This window comes from Chryseobacterium sp. KACC 21268, from assembly GCA_028736075.1.
In the GTDB taxonomy this organism is placed as follows: domain Bacteria; phylum Bacteroidota; class Bacteroidia; order Flavobacteriales; family Weeksellaceae; genus Epilithonimonas.
Window position 1 is genome coordinate 2,554,149 of sequence record CP117875.1, and the last position, 20,382, is coordinate 2,574,530.

General features: G+C 37.8%; 16 protein-coding genes. 7 read left to right on the plus strand and 9 right to left on the minus strand.

The genetic code is table 11. From position 1 onward, the window contains the following. Positions 1-128 precede the first annotated feature (128 nt). Positions 129-359, minus strand: coding sequence for a hypothetical protein (locus tag PQ459_11895; GenBank protein ID WDF45600.1), 231 nt, complete (start codon positions 357-359; stop codon positions 129-131). 215 nt (positions 360-574) lie between these two features. On the opposite strand from PQ459_11895, the gene PQ459_11900 reads away from it, so the two are divergent. Continuing rightward, complete coding sequence (locus tag PQ459_11900) at positions 575-1,168, plus strand: Crp/Fnr family transcriptional regulator (GenBank protein ID WDF45601.1); 594 nt, start codon at positions 575-577, stop codon at positions 1,166-1,168. Positions 1,169-1,280: 112 nt separating this feature from the next. On the opposite strand, the gene PQ459_11905 is transcribed toward PQ459_11900, so the two are convergent. From PQ459_11905 to PQ459_11915, 3 genes are read right to left on the minus strand one after another with little or no spacing between them, the layout of a single operon-like run. Beyond that, on the minus strand, positions 1,281-1,451 hold the full coding sequence (locus PQ459_11905) for a lmo0937 family membrane protein (GenBank protein WDF45602.1): 171 nt from the start codon (positions 1,449-1,451) through the stop codon (positions 1,281-1,283). Between the two features lie 27 nt (positions 1,452-1,478). After that, on the minus strand, positions 1,479-2,645 hold the full coding sequence (locus PQ459_11910) for a glutathione-dependent formaldehyde dehydrogenase (protein ID WDF45603.1): 1,167 nt from the start codon (positions 2,643-2,645) through the stop codon (positions 1,479-1,481). 30 nt (positions 2,646-2,675) lie between these two features. Further along, on the minus strand, positions 2,676-4,817 hold the full coding sequence (locus PQ459_11915; GenBank protein ID WDF45604.1) for a catalase: 2,142 nt from the start codon (positions 4,815-4,817) through the stop codon (positions 2,676-2,678). Between the two features lie 346 nt (positions 4,818-5,163). On the opposite strand from PQ459_11915, the gene PQ459_11920 reads away from it, so the two are divergent. The 6 genes from PQ459_11920 to PQ459_11945 all read left to right on the plus strand — a co-directional run bounded on the left by PQ459_11920 (position 5,164) and on the right by PQ459_11945 (position 13,386). After that, positions 5,164-6,264, plus strand: a complete 1,101-nt coding sequence (locus tag PQ459_11920) for a glycosyltransferase family 1 protein (protein WDF45605.1) — start codon at positions 5,164-5,166, stop codon at positions 6,262-6,264. Then, positions 6,257-7,363: a UDP-galactopyranose mutase gene (gene glf / locus PQ459_11925; GenBank protein ID WDF45606.1), complete on the plus strand. Its 1,107-nt coding sequence runs from the start codon at positions 6,257-6,259 to the stop codon at positions 7,361-7,363. The genes PQ459_11920 and glf overlap by 8 nt, the downstream gene beginning before the upstream one ends. Beyond that, positions 7,347-8,516 (plus strand): hypothetical protein, encoded by a 1,170-nt coding sequence (locus PQ459_11930; protein WDF45607.1) that lies wholly within the window; start codon positions 7,347-7,349, stop codon positions 8,514-8,516. Before glf ends, PQ459_11930 begins: the two co-directional genes overlap by 17 nt. A gap of 162 nt (positions 8,517-8,678) precedes the next feature. After that, positions 8,679-10,397, plus strand: a complete 1,719-nt coding sequence (locus tag PQ459_11935; GenBank protein ID WDF45608.1) for an FAD/NAD(P)-binding protein — start codon at positions 8,679-8,681, stop codon at positions 10,395-10,397. 83 nt (positions 10,398-10,480) lie between these two features. Then, positions 10,481-12,775, plus strand: coding sequence for a GH92 family glycosyl hydrolase (locus PQ459_11940; protein WDF45609.1), 2,295 nt, complete (start codon positions 10,481-10,483; stop codon positions 12,773-12,775). A 128-nt stretch (positions 12,776-12,903) separates the two neighbouring features. Continuing rightward, the gene (locus PQ459_11945) at positions 12,904-13,386 is read left to right on the plus strand and encodes a histidine phosphatase family protein (GenBank protein WDF45610.1); all 483 of its coding nucleotides are present in this window, start codon (positions 12,904-12,906) and stop codon (positions 13,384-13,386) included. An 81-nt stretch (positions 13,387-13,467) separates the two neighbouring features. On the opposite strand, the gene alaS is transcribed toward PQ459_11945, so the two are convergent. From alaS to queG, 5 genes are all read right to left on the minus strand, one after another. Next, positions 13,468-16,071 carry an alanine--tRNA ligase gene (alaS, locus tag PQ459_11950; protein ID WDF45611.1) on the minus strand — a complete coding sequence of 868 codons (2,604 nt, stop codon included), beginning with the start codon at positions 16,069-16,071 and terminating at the stop codon, positions 13,468-13,470. Positions 16,072-16,192: 121 nt separating this feature from the next. Then, on the minus strand, positions 16,193-17,785 hold the full coding sequence (locus PQ459_11955; GenBank protein WDF45612.1) for a T9SS type A sorting domain-containing protein: 1,593 nt from the start codon (positions 17,783-17,785) through the stop codon (positions 16,193-16,195). A 53-nt stretch (positions 17,786-17,838) separates the two neighbouring features. Next, positions 17,839-18,423, minus strand: a complete 585-nt coding sequence (locus tag PQ459_11960; GenBank protein WDF45613.1) for a murein L,D-transpeptidase catalytic domain family protein — start codon at positions 18,421-18,423, stop codon at positions 17,839-17,841. A gap of 62 nt (positions 18,424-18,485) precedes the next feature. Next, positions 18,486-19,163, minus strand: coding sequence for a TIGR02117 family protein (locus PQ459_11965; GenBank protein ID WDF45614.1), 678 nt, complete (start codon positions 19,161-19,163; stop codon positions 18,486-18,488). Positions 19,164-19,396: 233 nt separating this feature from the next. Continuing rightward, entirely contained in the window at positions 19,397-20,320 is a 924-nt protein-coding gene (gene queG, locus PQ459_11970; GenBank protein WDF45615.1) for a tRNA epoxyqueuosine(34) reductase QueG, read from the minus strand. Between the last annotated feature and the right edge of the window lie 62 nt (positions 20,321-20,382).

A 20,382-nucleotide genomic window follows, 5' to 3' on the forward strand; every position in this document is an offset into this window, starting at 1 on the left:
GATTCGTCCCGAAGCAATGATAGTAGATTGAGAAAATAGGATGATGTTTGTTTGAAAAATCACCATCTTCCCTTTTCTCTTATCAGTGCTTACTCAGAACGAAAATTTAATTTTAAAAAAGTAGAATTCTATTTTGCCGAATCTTTTCTGGCAGAAGACGAAGTTGAAGTACTGTCGCTGGAAGAACCCGAATTGGACATTGATGCAGTCGTACTGTCTGTTTGCGGCGCTGGATTTGGGATTGCAGCAGAACTGTCGGATACGAGAGAATCATTGTTCATAGAATTTGTTTCAGTAGTATCTTTCTTAGAACAACTGATGATGAATAAAAAACTCATCGTTAAGAATAATTTTTTCATAATAATTTATTTTTTGGTATCTATCAAAGCTATGACAGTTACAGAATAAACTTTATGACCTGAATCATATTAATAAAATAGTTTGTTGATTAATTTCGCACAGCTTAAAAATAGAGCCTTCAATTAATTTATAAATTATTGTATTCAATTATCTATCAATAACTTATTTCTGTTTAAATCTATTTTAAAACTAATTGTCATTAAACCATAATAAAATGATTGCGGAAGAATTACTATTGTCATACGGTGCAGAATATGAAAAGTTCAAACGTGGTGACATTATTTTCAACGAAGGCGAGACTCCAAAATGTTATTATCAAATCGTAAATGGAAGAATAAAGCTGAATCACTACAACGAAGCGGGAAAAGAATTGATATTAGCGATCTTACAACCTGGTCTCAGTGTTTGTGAACTTTTACTTTTTATTGATAAAAAATATCCAGTGAATGCTGTGGTTTTTGAGGAAAGCACCGTCCTGAAATTATCAAAAGCTAAGTTTATAAAAATGCTGGATGATCATCCTAATCTATCTAGAGACGTCAATAAATTTCTGTCCGAAAGATTGTACTACAAATTTGTGATGCTGGAAAATAATGCATCATTGCAGGCAGATGTAAGAATCAAAGGCGTTTTGGATTATCATAAAAGTTTCAGTTCAGACATGAGTCAGTTTTCTTATCAGGTTCCATTGACTAGGCAGCAGTTGGCTTCCATTACAGGACTTCGTGTCGAAACTGTAATCCGAACTATTAAAAATCTTGAGAAACGAGAAGTTCTTAAAATCATTAATAGAAATATTTATTATTAATATAAATTCAAATAACACAAAACCCACCTGTAAAAGTGGGTTTTGTGTTTTCCAAAACTACAGAATTGAAAAATTTGAGTTTGTTTCTGAAGTTTTTAGAAAAATCAATTAATTAATCAAGAGGTTTTCTGCCCGATATGATGTTGTACAAAACAACAATCACGGCGATGACCAGAAGGATATGAACTAGATATCCTGTGCTTAGGCCTTCTATTACGCCTAACATTCCGAGTAGCCAAACAAAGATGCAAATTGCTGCTACAAACCATAGTATATTTTTCATAATATTAAATTTAGTTGTTTATTAAAATTAAATCCACGGATCCAAAACGACTTTCACACAGCCATCTTCTTTTTTGTGGAAGATCTCGTAGCCTTTCGCCACATCGGTGAGACTAAGTTTGTGCGTGATGATATCATCCAATTTCACCTGCCCGGTTTCTACATATTTCAGAAGTTTATCGATGATGGTATGAACAGGACATTGTCCACCTTTGATCGTGATGCCTTTGTCGAACAATTGACCAACTCTGAAGTTGTCGTAATTAACAGGATAGACTCCCAAAATAGAAACAGTACCGCCTCTCTTGACACCGCTCATACAAGCTTCCAAAACTTTGATCGACCCTTTTTCGAAGTTGATAACCGCTTTGGCCTTGTCCAAGAAATCTCTCTCTGGCTCGAATCCAACCGCATCGATACAAAGATCTGCGCCGCGTCCGTTTGTCAAGCTTCTGATTTCCTCCACGACCTGTTCCGCATTCTCCCAAAGAATCGTTTCGCAACCTGTCAGCTTTTGAATCTGATCCAGTCTGTATTGCAAAGTATCGATCACGATGACTTTTTTCGCATTGTGTAGAATGGCACTTTTCACAGACATCGATCCAACTGGACCTGCACCGAAAATAGCTACTGTTTCTCCACCTTTCAGATCGCCCCACATTACGCCAACATAGCCTGTCGGGAAAATATCTGTGAGGAAAAGCACTTGTTCGTCGGTTAAATTATCAGGCACTTTTCTCGGTCCGAAATTAGCGGAAGGAACACGTACATATTGCGCTTGTCCGCCATTGTGACCGCCATACAAATCTGTGTAGCCGAACATACCGCCACCTTTCTCTGTCAAGATTCCACCTTCTGGACCATAATGATCCGGATTGCTATTTTCACAAGCTGTTGGCAATCCGTGTTCGCAGAAATAACAGCCTCCACAAGCGATTGGAAAAGGTACGACTACCCGATCGCCGACTTTGAGATGGTTGATATTCTTTCCAACTTCTTCTATGATCCCCATAAACTCGTGTCCCATTACCATTGGTCTGGCCTGCGGAATGCTACCGGTGTACATATGGAGATCACTGCCACAGATTGCTGTGGAAGTCACTTTTAGGATGATGTCATTTTGATCCTCAATGATTGGATCTTCTACCGTGTCGCAAGTAATTTTACCTGGTGCGTGAAAAACTGCTGCTTTCATATTTTAATATTTTGTGGTGATTTGATGTTTCTAAGCAGGATTGTTTCTTTCCGTTTCCAATTCCCAAACGCGGTGGTTGGCAATTGCTTTGATGAAAGCTTCGTCTGCGTTTTGACTTTCTGAGGTGACAATCGCAGGATCCTTATGTTTCTTGCTTGCGACCTGACTCGCTTTGAAGATTTCATCTGTGTCTGTTCCGAAATAGATCGCTTTGCAATGTTTGTAAGCTTCATTCACAAAATGAACAGTTCCAGGTTTGTTATCTTCATTTAAAAGATTGTCTGAAGATGATTTTCCGCTACAGATATATAAAGCATCAAAACAAACGCTGGCTGTACTGGTCAAAGAATGCTTAGGCGTAAAACTGCTTCCATTATCTGCTTTGACTGGTGAAAGACTTCCGGCGATGATTTGAACCTCTGCACCTTCGGACTCTAATTTTGATTTTAAAGAATTGACATCTGAAGCATTTACGCCATCTTCCATAATGAAACCTACCACTCGACTTTCTATGGAATCTTTCGCCGTATTTTTCATACTGAGTGCGTCTGAACTTTTAGTTGCCGGTTCTCTTTCCTCACTTTGAAGTGTTTTCGGATCGGCATCGGCGGGAATACTTTGGTTGGGTTGTTCGAGTTTTGTCACATCAACACCAACTTTCTTTGCTACATTTTTTGCTAGATCTTTATCTATGAAATTAAGTTGACCAACCATTCTTTCACGGATTGCCGGGATTTTCACTTTCGAAAGTTCAAAGATCAAGGCATCCTGAATGTGTTTCTTTTCTGGCGCACTTTGGCTGTTGACAAATAATTTGGCTTGAGAATAATGATCCACGAAACTCTGGCTTCTGGCTCTAACTTTATGGCCATCTACTCTTTCGCCGTGCGATACAAATCCACCATCTTTCATCATCGACTGGAATGGACATCCGCCACCGATGGAATTTGGCTCGTAACTCACTTTTCCTTTTGAGATCTGTTGACGCATATGTCCGTCGCGCTGGTTGTTATGAACTGTATTTAATGATCGGTTGATTGGAATCTCGTGGAAATTAGGAGAACCTAATCTTGACAATTGTGTGTCGGTGTAAGAAAACAATCTGCCTTGCAACAAAGGATCATTACTGAAATCAATTCCTGGAACCAAATGTCCCGGATGGAAAGCGATCTGCTCCGTTTCTGCAAAGAAGTTGTCTGGATTTCTGTTCAATGTCAAAGTTCCGAAGATTTGAACCGGAACTTCTTCCTCGGGAACTAATTTGGTTGGGTCCAAAAGATCAAAATCAAACTTATGTTCATCTGCTTCCGGAATCAGTTGTACACCAAAATCCCATTCTGGAAATGCACCACTATCAATCGCTTCCCAAAGATCTCGTCGGTGAAAATCCGGATCTTTTCCTGAAATTTTCGTCGCCTCGTCCCAAGCTACAGAATGAACACCCAATTTCGGTTTGAAATGGAATTTAACAAAATGAACATCGCCAGCGTCATTAATAAATTTAAATGAATGAACGCCGAAACCTTCCATCATTCGGTAACTTCTTGGAATTGCGCGATCGCTCATCAGCCACATTATCATATGCATACTTTCCGGCATCAATGAAATAAAATCCCAAAAAGTATCGTGCGCGGAAGAAGCTTGCGGAATTTCATTGTCTGGCTCAGGTTTTACAGCGTGAACAAGGTCTGGAAACTTCATCGCATCCTGAATGAAGAACACAGGCATATTGTTCGCAACGAGATCATAATTCCCTTCCTCTGTATAGAATTTAACTGAGAAACCTCTCACGTCTCTCGCCAAATCTGTACTTCCACGGCTTCCGCCAACGGTAGAAAATCTAGTGAAAACCGGAACTTCTTTTCCAACGTCTGTCAGGAATTTTGCTTTGGTGAATTCCTTCAAACTTTTCGTCAGTTTGAAAACGCCGTGTGCTCCGGAACCTCTTGCGTGTACGATTCTTTCCGGAATTCTCTCGTGGTCAAAATGCGTGATCTTTTCTCTTAGAATGAAATCTTCCAACAGACTTGGCCCTCTTTCGCCAGACTTCAAAGAATCCTGGTTGTTGTTGACTTTAAGACCTTGATTGGTCGTCAACGCTTTGTCCGAATTGTCTGTTGTGTGATCCTGAAGCTGATCTACTTTTTCACTCTTACTTTTGTCATTTTCCATAGAAATATTTTTGATAGGTTTATTTTTTATCAATTACAATAATTGTTGATTTGGTAATACGTAAAGATAGCCGGACGAACAGCGGGAGTTTATGATTTGAGTCATAACCGAAACTATTAATCAAAAATAAAATGATTATAACTTATTGAAATTCAAATTATAAATCGTTATAAAATACATTTTAAATATCAGCTTTGTTATGACCGCAATCATAAATAAGGCAAAATTTACGGCTTAGATTTACAGTCCACAATTGCTCTTTAATTTCGGCTAAAATCACATTCTATTCTGATGTAGAGCTTTGGAAATACTTTTCATCCAATATTGTGATAATACATTTTTATCTATGCAAAATATTCTATGTTTCAGCCATTTACATTGGGATTTCGTTTACCAGCGACCGCAACACTTGTTGACCAGATTTGCTAAACAAAACAAGGTTTTTTATATCGAAGAACCACGCAACAGCATTTCTGACTTTTACGAGATCGACTTGCAGGATGGCGTTTCCATTATTAAAATTTTCATTAATGATGATCAGGAAAACAGAAATCAAAGGTTGGAAAAACTCATCAGCAAAATTCTGGCAGATCAAAACATAAAAACCTATTCCTGCTGGTACTACACGCCAATGGCTTTGGAATATACATCGCATCTGAAACCTCAGATAACGATCTACGATTCTATGGATGAGCTGTCCGCATTCCGATTTGCACCACCACAATTGTTGGATTTGGAAAATGAACTGTTCAAAAAAGCAGATGTGGTCTTCACTGGTGGACACACGCTTTATCAGGCAAAAAAAGACCGTCACCACAACATTCATCCGTTTCCGAGTAGTATAGATAAAGCGCATTTTCAAAAAGCACGATTTAATAAAATAGATGCCGAAGATCAAAAACATATTCCGAATCCGAGGTTTGGATTTTATGGCGTGATTGATGAACGATTCGATATTGAGTTGTTGAGAGAAGTTTCTGCACAAAGACCAGATTGGCATTTTGTGATCATTGGTCCCGTGGTAAAAATCGATGTTAATGAACTTCCTAGAGCTGAGAACATTCATTATCTCGGTTCGAAAAAGTATTCGGAATTGCCAGATTACATCAGCCATTGGGATATTGCATTGGTCCTTTTTGCCATCAATGAATCGACGGAATTTATCAGCCCAACCAAAACGCCAGAATATCTTTCGGCCGGACTTCCGGTGATTTCTACGCCGATCAAAGATGTTGTGAAACCATATGGAGAAGCCAATTTGGTGTATATCGCAGACAATGCCGAAACTTTTATCGCTTACGCTGAGGAAGAACTTGGTAAAGATTCCAAAAAAGAATGGCTGGCAAAAGTGGATGAATATCTGGCAGATGAATCTTGGGACAACACATTCGAAAAGATGAATCAATTAATTAACAACGTCAAAAAAACCAACGGAATCTATGTATGATTTTTTAATTATCGGTTGCGGATTCGCCGGATCGGTCTTGGCAGAAAGGTTAGCTAATGAAGGAAAAAAGGTTTTGATTGTTGACAAACGAAATCACATTGCTGGAAATGCCTACGATTTTTACAATAAAGAAGGCATCTTGATCCACAAATATGGCCCACATATTTTCCATACAAACTCCGAAGATGTTTTCAAATACTTAAGCAAATTCACAGAATGGCGACCTTATGAACATCGCGTTTTGGGCAGTGTTGACGGGCAATTGGTTCCGATTCCAATCAATCTGACAACCATCAATAAACTTTATGGAAAGAATTTGACTTCCGATGAAGTTGTGAGTTTCTTAGCCTCAAAAGCTGAACTTCGCAAACCCGTTTTGACTTCGGAAGATGTCGTTTTGAACGTCGTTGGAAAAGAACTTTACGAAAAATTTTTCCGTAGCTACACCAAGAAACAATGGGATCTTGACCCGTCAGAATTAGACGCTTCGGTGACTGCAAGAGTTCCGACGAGAACAAATGCCGACGACCGATATTTCACAGATTCTCTGCAGGCGATGCCGAAAAACGGTTACACAGAAATGTTCCAGACAATGCTTTCCCACAAGAATATCCACGTGATGTTGAACACGAACTACAAAGATATTGTCGATATCATTCCGCATAGACAATTGATCTACACTGGTCCGATCGACGGCTATTTTGATTATCAATTTGGGAAATTGCCTTACAGATCAATCGATTTCAAATTCGAAACTTTGGATCAGGAAAATTATCAGGAAACGGGAACTATCAATTATCCGACTTCAAATCTTTATACAAGGATCACGGAATTCAAACATCTCACTGGACAAAAGCACCATAATACAACCATCGTTTACGAATATCCGACGGCGGAAGGTGATCCCTATTATCCAATTCCAAGAAAGGAAAATCAGGACGTGTACAATCAATACAAAAAATTGGCAGAAGAAACGCCAAATGTCTTTTTCACAGGGCGATTGGGAACTTACAAATATTACAATATGGATCAAGTCGTAGCGCAATCTTTGGCGCTTTTCCGAAAGATCATCAAAGAAGAAAATGCAGTACAACAGTAATCCCATCAATTTTAAAAATCCTTTTCAATCCTTTCTGATGGCTGGTTTCGAATGTGCAGACCAGCAAAATGCCTTTGGCGAACGAGTGGATTTAATCAAATTAACTGGCCACGATCGTTTCATTAATGAAGATTATCAGCGTCTGACGGAAATCGGAATCACAACCATTCGCGAAGGCATCCGTTGGAGTTTTGTTGAGAAATCGCCGTTCGTTTACGACTGGTCGCAGGTTGAAGAGATTATTATTAATGCAAAAAATAATGGCATCCAGGTCATTTGGGACATTTGTCATTTTGGATTTCCAGATGATTTGACACCTTTGCATCCAATGTTTGCAAGGCGATTCTCACATTTGTGCAGAACTTTCGTTTTGAAATACAGAGGTTTGGTTCCTGATGGCGAATTAATTGTCACACCAATCAACGAAGTCAGTTTTCTGTCTTGGCTTGGTGGCGATGCGAAAGGCACGAGTCCGTATTGCGTGAATCAAGGTTGGGAAGTGAAATATATGCTGATGAAAGCCTACATCGAAGGGATTGAAATGATGAAGGAAATCGATCCAAGCATCAAAATAATGACAACGGAACCTTTGGTCAATATCATTTCTTCCAATTTGTCAGATCCATTTTCAGTTCTTAAAGCCAATGAAAAACATCAGGAGCAGTTTCAGGTTCTGGAAATTCTGACAGGAAAATTGTGTCCTGAACTCCGAGGAAAACCGGAATATCTGGATTTGATTGGCGTTAATTTTTATCATAATAATCAATGGACGTTTCCGGAACATCAATTCATTCCGTGGAAAGAAACGCCTCCAAGTCCACATTGGCGAAGTCTGCATTCATTAATTGAAGAAGTTTATATCAATTACGGAAAACCAATTGTACTGTCAGAAACCAGTATTCCTGAAAATGACAGACGAGATTGGCTTAAGATGATTTCTGATGAATGTCTATCGATTTTGAAAAGTGGAATTCCCTTCTATGGATGTTGCATCTACCCAATTATTGATCGTCCAGACTGGGATTTTCCAGATGAGTGGCACCACAGCGGATTTTGGGATATTACGAATTTGGAAACTTTGGAAAGGGAAATTCATACTGATAGTTTGAAAGCATTAGAATCGTTATTACAAATTAAAATTGAAAACTACTAGTTATTACCTACTGATTTTATGTAATTAAATCAATAAACAAATCAAAATATGTAGTAAATCGGTTTGGCTTTATGACCTGAAACATAAATTAATAATTTTTTTGTGCTTATGATTTGACAAAATAGGTACAGGATTTGAGTTGATGAGAAAAAAGAACTTAAAATGCAGAATATCGATTCTCAAACCATTGCGCTGATTGGCGGTGGACCTGCTGCTCTTCTGGTATTGAAGAATATTATTGATAGTCAAATCAATGCTTCAACTATTTTTGTGTTTGAAAAAAATGAAAGATTAGGCGTTGGAATGCCTTATGGAAGATTGGGTGCAGGAAAGGAACACGTTGCGAATGTATCAGCAAACGAACTTCCTCACTTTCAGATCAGTTTCGAAGAATATCTAAGTCAAAATCCTACAAACGAATTTCCTGATTTTTCTGTGGATGGAAAATGCAATCCATACCAAGTCATTCCAAGACTTCTATTGGGAAATTATCTGGAATTTACATTCAAATATTACATCAAAGAAGCCAAGAAAAAAGGCATCAAAGTCATTAGTAAAACCAACAGCGTTGTAGATGATATCATCAAAAGTGCAGATAGACAGCAATTCAAAATCCTGGTTAATCAAAACGAGGAATATTTAACTGATAAAGTGATTTTATGCACCGGACATTATTGGCCAAAAAAGTACGAAGAAACAAAAACCGGATGGTACGATTCGCCATATCCGCCAACAAAATTCCAATTACAATCGAACTTTCCCATCGCCATTCGCGGCACATCACTCACTGCGGTAGATGCTGTGAAAACGCATTCCAGACTGAATGGAAGATATGAAACAACGTCTGATGGACAGATGAAATATATTTTGAATGAAGGATCAGAAAACTTTCGGATCGATATGTTTTCCACAGGTGGTTTTTTGCCCGCACTAAGATTCCATTCCGAAGAGGAAGCATATTCCAACGACTGGACGATGTCACTTGACGAAATCTATGACTACAAAACTAAAAATAACGGTTTTGTAGATTTGGATCACGTCTTTGAGATTAATTTCAAACTTCCCCTCAAACAAAAAGATTTAGATTTTTATAATAAAATTAAAGATCTTAGCATCGAAGAATTTGTGAAAGAAATGATGGCTATCAGAAAGGAACTGGACAGTTTTCAACTTTTCAAAGCGGAATACAACGAAGCCGAAAAATCCATCAGGAGACATCAGTCGATCAGCTGGAAAGAAGCACTGTCTGCCTTCAGTTATTCTATGAATTATCCTGCAAAGCACTTTTCTGCTGAAGATATGCTGCGTTTGAAAAAGACGCTTTTACCTTTGATTTCCATCATTATCGCATCACTTCCACAATCTTCTTACAAAGAAATTATTGCCCTGCACAATGCTGGAATTATCGATTTGATCCAAGTCGATAGAGAAAGCTTTGTAGAGCCACACTCCGAATCTGGCGGCATCTACCATTATAAATCTATTGAAAATATCAATTCACAAAAACATTACCAATTGTATATTGACGCCGTTGGTCAACAATCATTGGAACTGGAGGATTTGCCTTTTGAAGGTTTAAGATCGGGTCAGTTTGTGAGCTCTGCATATCTGAATTTTAAGGATAATAATGACGCCATGAGCTTACTGCAAAACAATGAGACCAATGTAAGAAAAGGCTACAACGACAATTATTATATGAAAGTGCCAGGATTGGAAATCAATGATTATTTTCAGTCGTTGAATCCTTATGGACAGACTGTTGATAATGTTTTCATAATGGCTGTACCCTTTATTGGTGGGCTAAATCCTGATTATTCCGGACTGGATTTTTGCGACACAGCAGCTGAAAGAATTGTCAAAGTATTAAAACAACAGGCTTAATATTTCGAAATTTATTAAAATATCAATAGAACCATAAAAATTTTTGGTTCATAAATCCTATTTTTGATCTATATAAATTTTGAATGAGAAGCTTAAAACTATTTCTGTTCTGCTCTGTCATTTCTGTAGGACTCAAATCTCAGGAGATCGCTGATTGGATAAAAAGTCCAGTCGATTACGTAAATCCTTTGATGGGAACACAATCTTCATACGAATTATCAAACGGAAACACCTACCCAATCATCGGATTACCTTGGGGAATGAACTATTGGACGCCCCAGACAGGTAAAAATGGAAACGGATGGCAATATACTTACGATGCCAGGAAAATTCAAGGATTCAAACAGACGCATCAGCCATCGCCGTGGATGAATGATTACGGACAGTTTTCCATTTTGCCAATGGTAGGAAAACCAGAAACAGATCAGGACAAAAGAGCGAGCTGGTTCTCTCACAAGACGGAAGAGGTAACGCCTTATTTTTACAAAGTTTATCTGGCAGATTATGATGTGTGGACAGAAATTACGCCCAGTGAAAGAGCTGCCGTGATGAGATTTACCTTTCCCGAAACAGATCAGGCTCAGGTTTTACTGGATGCATTTGATAAAGGTTCTTATGTGAAAATCATTCCATCTGAAAAGAAAATTATTGGTTATTCTACGAGATATGCGAGAGGGAAAATGGAGAATTTTAAAAATTATTTTGTCCTTCAATTTGATAGAGATTTTAATTCTCAAAATGTGTGGAGTGACAAGGAAATCTCAAAAACTGATATTGAAATTAAAGCAGATCGCGTTGGCGCATTAATCAAGTTTCCTCAATTAAAAAAAGGTGAACAGGTAACATTAAAAGTGGCTTCTTCTTTTATAAGTCCAGAACAAGCCGAACTTAACCTAAATGAAGTCAAAGAAAAAACTTTTGATCAGGTAAAATCCGAAGGGAAAGAAATCTGGAACAAAACTTTAAATAAAATCGAAATCAAAGGCGCAACAGTTGATCAGGCCAGAACTTTTTACAGTTGTCTGTATCGCAGCGTACTTTTCCCGCAAAAGCTTTACGAAAAAGATAAAGACGGAAAGATCCAGCATTACAGTCCTTACAATGGTAAGATAATGCCAGGCTATTTATATGGTGGAACAGGTTTTTGGGATACATTCCGCGCACTCTACCCACTTCTGAATTTGGTCTATCCATCCGTCAATGTAGAAATGCAGAAAGGTTTGATTTCCGCTTATCAGGAAGGTGGATTTCTCCCCGAATGGAGCAGCCCCGGATATGCAGACATAATGGTTGGAAACAATTCCGCCTCTGTCGTTTCCGAAGCTTATATCAAAGGTTTGCGAGGTTATGATGCGGAAATTCTTTGGCAAGCTGTAAAACATGGCGCAAATAACGAAGGCCCGATAAGCGCCGTCGGAAGAAAAGGTGTAGAGGATTACAATAAACTCGGATATGTGCCAACGGACACAGGAATTAATGAAAGCGCCGCCAGAACTTTGGAATACGCTTACGATGATTATGCAATCTACGAATTTGGAAAAGCATTAAAAAAATCAGAATCCGAGCTTCAGCCTTACAAGGAAAGAGCGATGAATTACAAAAAGCTCTTCGATCCGAAATATAATCTGATGCGCGGCAAAAAGAAAAACGGAGAATTCCAGGACAATTTTGATCCCTTTGAATGGGGAAATGCCTTTACAGAAGGCAACAGCTGGCATTACACCTGGAGCGTTTTTCAGGATATCGACGGGCTTAAAGAATTGATGGGCGGAAAACAACAGTTTGCTAAAATGTTGGATTCTGTATTTGTAATGCCGCCGACTTTCAATACCAATTATTATAAAGAAGTGATCCACGAGATGCGCGAAATGCAGATCGTAGGAATGGGACAATACGCACACGGAAATCAACCGATTCAGCATATGTTGTACTTATATAACTATGCAGGTCAACCTTGGAAATCGCAATACTGGGTGAGACAGGTTTTGGATAAATTGTACAAACCTACTCCAGATGGCTACTGTGGCGACGAAGATAATGGCCAAACCTCGGCTTGGTACGTTTTCTCAGCTTTGGGTTTTTATCCTGTGACGCCTGCAAGCACACAATATGTTTTGGGCGCACCACTTTTCAAATCTGTAAAAATTAATCTGGAAAATGGTCAGGCAATTATGATTGATGCGCCAAAAAATTCAAAAGAAAATATCTATATAAACCAGCTGAAATTCAATGGAAAAAATCATTCGAAAAACTGGATCGATCATTTTGAACTTCTGAAAGGTGCAAAATTAAAATTCGATATGACATCCAAACCAAATTTAAAAAGAGGAACGGAAAATGCCGATGCACCCTTTTCTATAAGCACTTATGAGAAATGACATATCGAAAATTATTTAATAAAAGATTTTAACTGATTTTTTTTTACTAATTTTAATTTATTATTAATCATTTGTTAATGAAATACTTTTGCAGTATTCCATCTGACCACAAAAAATAGACAAAACAGATGAAAACACTTTTACTTGTAAGGCACGCTAAGAGCGATTGGCCTGTAGATGTTGAAGACTTTGACCGCCCGCTCAATGAGTTAGGAATGATCAATGCGCCCAAAATGGCACGTTTGTTACAAGAGAAATTAATTGAAATTGATACTTTCATTTCCAGTCCTGCAACGCGAGCATTGGAAACTTGCAAATTATTTTCGGAGGTTTATCAAAAACAATATTCTACAGATGCATCGTTGTACAATCCGAAGGAACGTAATTTTGAAAATCTGATTCTCGGATTGGGTAGTAATGTTAATTCTGTGATCTTGTTCTCGCACAATAATGGCATTTCCAATTTTGCCAACTCCTTGACAGATGAGATTGTGAATCTCCCGACTTCCGGCGTTGTTGGCTATCAGATTGATTGTGATAACTGGAGCGATTTTGTAGCTGCTAAAAAGGAATTTTTATATTTTTATTCGCCGAAGAATTTTGCTAAATAATTATTTATTTCAATAAGATTTATAATAGAAAAACGTCTCGATAATTCGAGACGTTTTTTTGTTTTATATAAAATTTGAAAATTAGATTTCCAACGCTTTCTGATAAGCATTTTCGATCCCAGCCAGATTTTTTCCGCCAGCTGTAGCAAAACCTGGATTTCCGCCGCCACCGCCTTGGATTTCTTTCGCCAATTCTTTTACGATATTTCCAGCGTGATAACTCGCTTCCAGATCTTCAGAAACGCCCACTGTTACCATTGGTTTTTCATTAGCATTAGAGATAATAATGATGACAGAATTTGGGGTTTCTTTTTTCAGTTGGAAAACGATATCTTTCACAGAACCTGCGTCCAGAGATGTTTTCTTAACCAATAATTTTTTACCATTTTTGTCTTCGAATTCATTTTTCCAGTTTTGGATCTCGCCTTTTGCTTTTTCTTTTTTGAATGAATCGATCTCAGATTTCAAAGCTGAATTTTCGTCCAATAATTTCTCAATTGACTTAATTAAATCTTTTGATTTTAACAATTGTGAAATCTCAGAAACTTGAGTTTCCAAATTCTTGAAATATTCTTCAGATTTTTCTCCAGAGATTGCTTCAACCCTTCTGATTCCAGCTGCTGTTGAACTTTCTGAAGTTAATTTGAAATGTCCAATTTCGCTCGTCGTTTTCACGTGAGTTCCACCACATAATTCTTTCGACGTTCCGAATTGGATCATTCTTACATTATCCCCATATTTCTCTCCGAAAAGTGCCATTGCACCTTTGTCCAAAGCCTCCTGGATTGGAATATTTCTGAACTCTTGAAGAGCTAAATTTTCTTTGATCTTCGCATTCACTTTTTCCTCAACCAAAGCCAATTCTTCCTCGGTCATTTTACTGAAATGTGAAAAATCGAATCTCAAATAATCAGGACCAACGTAAGAACCTTTTTGCTCTACGTGCGTTCCAAGAACTTCTCTCAAAGCTTCGTGCAACAAGTGCGTCGCAGAGTGATTGGCTTGAGAATTTTTTCTGTCAGCAACATTCACTTTGGCGTAGAAAATTGCGCCTGCATCTTTCGGAAGACCATTGATCAAAGAAATGATCAATCCGTTTTCTTTTTTAGTTTCTAAAACTTCGAAGCTCTCGGTTGCATTTTCGATAACGCCTTTGTCACCAACTTGTCCGCCACCTTCCGGATAGAAAGGCGAATTACTCAAAACGATTTGATAAAATTCGCCGTCTTTGTTTTCTATTTTTCTATATCTCGTGATGTATGTTTCAGTTTCCAAAACATCGTAACCAACGAATGTTTCAGGCTTTTCTTCCAAAACGACCCAATCGTAAACTTTTGCTGCCGAATCTTTTTTGGAACGTTGTTTTTGTTTTGCCATTTCGGCTTCGAAACCAGCTTCGTCAATCGTTAAGCCTTTTTCCTCAGCGATAATTCTCGTTAAGTCATCAGGGAAACCATAGGTATCGTATAATTCAAAAACTTCTTCGCTTGGCAATACTTTTTGACCGCTAGCAATTGTTTGCTGAATCAATTTCTCAACTCGAATCAAACCGTTTTCAATTGTTTTAAGGAAAGATTCCTCTTCACTTTTGATTACTTCTGTAACCAGAGTTCCCTGCTTCTGAAGCTCAGGAAAAAATGCGCCCATCTGATCTTGAAGAACAGCCACCAATTCGAAAAGGAAAGGTTCTTTTCTGTCCAAAAATCTGTAAGCGTAAGAAATTCCTCTTCTCAAAATTCTTCTGATCACGTAACCTGCGCCACCATTGGAAGGCAGTTGTCCGTCAGCAATCGCAAACGAAACCGCACGGATGTGATCCACAACCACACGAATGGCGATGTCCTTTTCGTCCGTTAAAATTCCTGTATATTTTTTACCCGAAAGTTCTTCCACCTTAGCGATCAAAGGTGTGAAAACATCGGTGTCATAATTGGATTCTTTCTGTTGAAGCGCCATACAAAGACGCTCGAAGCCCATTCCTGTATCGATGTGTTTCGCAGGCAGATTTTCCAAACTTCCGTCCGCTTTTCTGTTGAATTGCATAAAGACAAGATTCCAGATCTCCACAACTTGAGGATGATCATTGTTCACCAATTCCAATCCCGAAACTTTCGCTTTTTCTTCTGGTGTTCTCAAGTCAACGTGGATCTCTGAACAAGGTCCGCAAGGTCCGCTCGCTCCCATTTCCCAGAAATTATCTTTCTTATTTCCATTGATGATTCGGTCTTCGGAAATGAATTGTTTCCACAAATTATAAGCTTCCGTATCGCGTTCAAGGTTTTCTTTTTCGTCACCTTCAAAGATGGTCACGTAAAGATTTTCTTTCGGAATTTTATAAACTTCTGTCAGTAATTCCCAAGCCCAGGTAATCGCTTCTTTTTTGAAATAATCGCCAAAACTCCAGTTCCCTAACATCTCGAACATCGTGTGGTGATAAGTATCACGACCAACATCGTCCAGATCGTTGTGTTTTCCGGAAACTCTTAGACATTTTTGTGTATCGGCAATTCTGGAAGATTTCGGTTCTTTGTAACCTAAAAAATAATCCTTGAACTGTGTCATTCCAGAGTTGGAAAACATCAGCGTCGGGTCATCTTTCAGAACAATTGGTGCAGAAGGAACAATCAAATGTTCTTTGCTTTTGAAAAAATCTAAAAATTGCTGTCTTATTTCTTGTGAAGTCATAGTCTTGTCTTTTGGCTAATAGCTTTTTGCTGTCGGCTTTTTGGTTGGCAAATTTAACTAAATTATGTGATTTTACGAATGTTTTTGTTTGTCAGGATATGAATAAAATTCTAAAAAAAAATTATCGTTTCAAAAGTTTCAAAGTTTTGACAACACTTTTTCCTTCCATTAATTTTAGAAGATAGATTCCGCTTGGTTTTCCAGATAAGTCGATTTTATTTATCTTATTTTCAAATTTGCCCCTTGAAATAAAGGAACCATTGGAAGAAAATAATTCGAACTTGAGATTGTTTTTTATGATTTCTACATCAATTTTAAAAATATCCTGCGAAGGATTTGGATAAACTTTGATTTGATTTGTTAAGGCATCTTCTGAAGTTCCTAAAATTAATGCTGGATAACTATCTAAAACCATTGCCTCAGAATTTATAGGATCCAGCCATTTTTTAAGTTGTGTATCCCAAGTTCTGCCGCCATCCCAAGAAACATCTAGCCTTCCGTACTGATAATAGCCACCTTGGTATGTTGTACCATTACAAAAACTTGGACCACAGCAAAGTTGACCTGTTATTTTTCCCTCATTATTAAATAAAGGTGAGCCAGAAGAACCAGCCTCAGCAAAGCCGATTTCCCAGTTATTCACCTGCCACATATTTTCTTGTAGGGATGGACTGCTACCTCTGCTCACCTTCATAATATCTCCTGCAGGATGATGTATTCCAAAAACCCAGGGAGATACATTTCTTGTTCTGTCCCAGCCTGCCCAAACCGTTTCCCACACCTCGGGGATTTCAGAATTTATCTCTACGAGACAAAAATCAGCAATCTCTCTTCTGGCCCTAAGAGTCGCACCACTGATGGAATGATAATCTGTATTACTAACACTATCTTCCGTGGTAGCACAAACTGCATTGGTGCTAATCCAGTTGAATCTAAAGGCCCAGGTTGAAGGATCGGAATAGCAATGATTGGCCGTTAAAAAATATGGTTTTTTATCATTTGCTGTATTATTGATCAATGCTCCCGAACACATTGCTGCGCCATCCACCAAAACTAAACCGATTGATTTTTTCAAAACATTTTTCAAAGGATCTGCATCATTTCCGATTGAGCAATTCACATCGATATTACAGTCAGAAGATGCATTTAAATTGCCGCCCGAACGATAACCGTGTGTTATATTTTTAATTGTGAATGACCCTTTGCCTGTTTGAGATGCGGGTTCGAAATATTCTAGAATAACATCATCTCCTTTCACGATCCAGGTTCCTAATGTTCTGCTTTTATTATTTTGAGTGAAAGTGTAAGCACCTAGAAGATCGGTTTTATCATTGTTATATAAAAACAGTTTCGCACCAATTGGAAGGAAAAAATCTTTCAGAATGAAATTCATAGTTACCGCTTCTTTAGAACTAAATCTGATTCTCCAAATTCTATCGCCATTGGATAAAGTTTCCCAGAGGCCGGAATTTTGAAGACTGTAGTTTACCTCAAATTTGTGCCCGAACCGAAATGGAATATCTATAATCTTATCATTTATTTTATCTTCATTTTGAATCGATTTTAAATCAAAAAAGGGAAGATTAATTGCGGGTAGTTTTTGGATATTTTGCAACTCCCAGCTTTTAGGTTTTCCTTCATTAGTAACTTGTGATTGAAACTGATGAAATGTTAAGAAAAAAATAAAAATTGCGAAAACGGAATTCAAGTTCATATTTGTTTATTTTTTAACGTAATGGAAAATTGGATATTTAAAGATTTCATCTCTTAATTATAAATCCACATCAATACAGGCTTATTAGAATTCTTAATCAATGGATCAATTTCTTTGAATGCATTGTTGGAAACTGTGGGACAACCCCAACCTTCTGGCGAACCTTTTGGATAGACTTCCTCATCGCTCATTATTTCCCAGGAATGAAACACGATGATCCTTTTAAGTGCATTGTTGTTGGTTTCTTCCAAGCCGTGCATCAAATATTTGATATTGACGCCCCAATTGCTGTAACCTCTGGCACCTATTTTATATTTTCCTAATGACGAAAGATGGCTATTGTCTTTGTTGCTGAAACCTGGATTTTCTTTTGTATCATCTTCACTCCAAGATGAAGTTCCGCAACCGTCACCGACCAAATATCGCTGCGAGATCTCGCTCTTTTTTAAATCATAAATAAAAAAACGTTTCAATCCAGAATGCAAACTCATATCTATCAGAATGCAAAAATCTGTGTTGAAGTTTTTGGCTTTGCAAAATTCTAAAGCTTCTTTGGCTTTCTGATTTGTTTTCGAAATATCGATTTCTGGTTTTGTTGTCGTAACTGAATTATTGACAATTGGGATCAGCTTGTTCAAATTTTCTTTTTGACAACCTAAAATAAAGATTGAAAAAAAAAGAACGAAAAACACTTTCATTTTTACTTATAATGTCTGAAAATCCCAAAGTCTGTCGGCGTCCAAAATGCAGCCTTTTGTCCAGCTACTTTTAGTCCGTCATTTGCCCAAGTGTTGCAAGTGTATGTGAAGTTGTAGCTTCCTTTTGCATCATAAAAGGCATCATTGTTTCCGTACACGGCGTCGGTTTTTATGAATTGATAATTGCCGGAAGCATCTTTGTCGAATTTCTCATCAATGAATTTGATCAAGGCTTGGTATTGTTTCTCGGTCAGCATTATTTTTTTGCAGTCTTCTCCAATCTTCAAATCGTTGTAGTACGTACAGTGCATGGCAGATTCACTCAACCAAAATGCGGCATTGAAGGCTGTTGAGAATTTGAGGTCGGCCCAAGTTGGTGTGTTGAGATAAAATCCCTTGTCGCCCCAGCCGAACGAAATAAACTTGAATTTTTCTTGCTTGGATTTTGTGTTGCTGTACGGTAATTTGGTACTCCAGTCAATAAATTCCGTTTTCACAGGAACCACCAGATCGGTATGAACGCCATTGGTCAAAATGTAGGCTTCGATGACTTTCGGATCATTGGTTTTTTCCGCAGAAACGGGAATTAATGGAAGTACAACTCCCAAAATAATATACAAAAAAACGGCTCCGAGTATGAAGCCGATTATTTTTAAGGTTAGAATTAATGTTCTTTTCATCTTATTGGGTTTCCCGAATCGTGCGAACTATAAAGATAATAAAATTATTCAAACAAAATCAAGTTGTTAATTTTTTTTAATAATTCTTGGTTTTATGGAATTTTATGATGAAATTTAATAGCGAAAAAACATTAGAATATGCCGAAAAACCGCCAATCCAACAAAAGAAAAACCATAAGAGTAAAAGTTGCCCCAAAAAGAGTTCAGAAAAGAAAATAATGGTAAAAGGGATTTCACTCTGACAGAAAATCAAGATTCCTTTTAAGTCCTGAAAACTTAGTTCTCTTCACCGCAGACTTTTTGAAAACCGAGGAAAAAATTTCTTGGGTGATGTCCTTCCACTCTTGTTTTGTGAAGTTTTTGATCTCAGAATTAGGCCGGAATTTCTCTTCCAAAGTTGGTGCAGAAAACCTGTTCCAAGGACAGACATCCTGACAAATGTCGCAGCCGAACATCCAATCTTCCATCTTATCCTTGAAGAAATCCGGGATAAGATCCTTCAACTCTATTGTTGCGTAGGAAATGCATTTGCTACCGTCTATGATTTTATCCGAAACAATGGCTTGAGTGGGACAAGCATCGATGCATTTGGTGCAGCTTCCGCAATGATCCGTCACTTCAAAGTCTTGGATTAATTCCAAATCGCAGATAATCTCCGCCAGAAAGTAAAACGATCCGTTTTTCTTTGTAATCAAATTAGAATTTTTCCCAACCCAACCAATTCCTGATTTCTTAGCCCAAGCCTTTTCCAAAACTGGTGCAGAATCTACAAAAACGCGGAATGCAAACTCCCCTATTTCATCTTGAAGTTCGGCAACCAATGTTCTCAATTTTTCCTTGATCACATCGTGGTAATCTTCGCCATAAGCATATTTTGCAAGCTTAAAATCAGGATTAGTCTGTGTTTCTTCCGGGAAATAATTATAACTGAGTGAAATCACAGATTTCGAACCTTCTACCAACAGTCTTGGATCCAGTCTTTTATCAAAATGATTTTCCATATAGCGCATTTCGCCGTGAAAATTATTCTCGAGCCATTGTTCCAAACGTGGCGCTTCTTCTTCCAGAAAATCCGCTTTGGAAATACCGCAGGACTGAAAACCAAAAGCCAATGCTTTGGATTTAATCAAATTGCTGTATTTCTCCTGATTGTTCATTTACAGCGCAAAATTAATGTTTTAAAATTTGATATTTTTTATAATAAAGTTTTCAATATTTT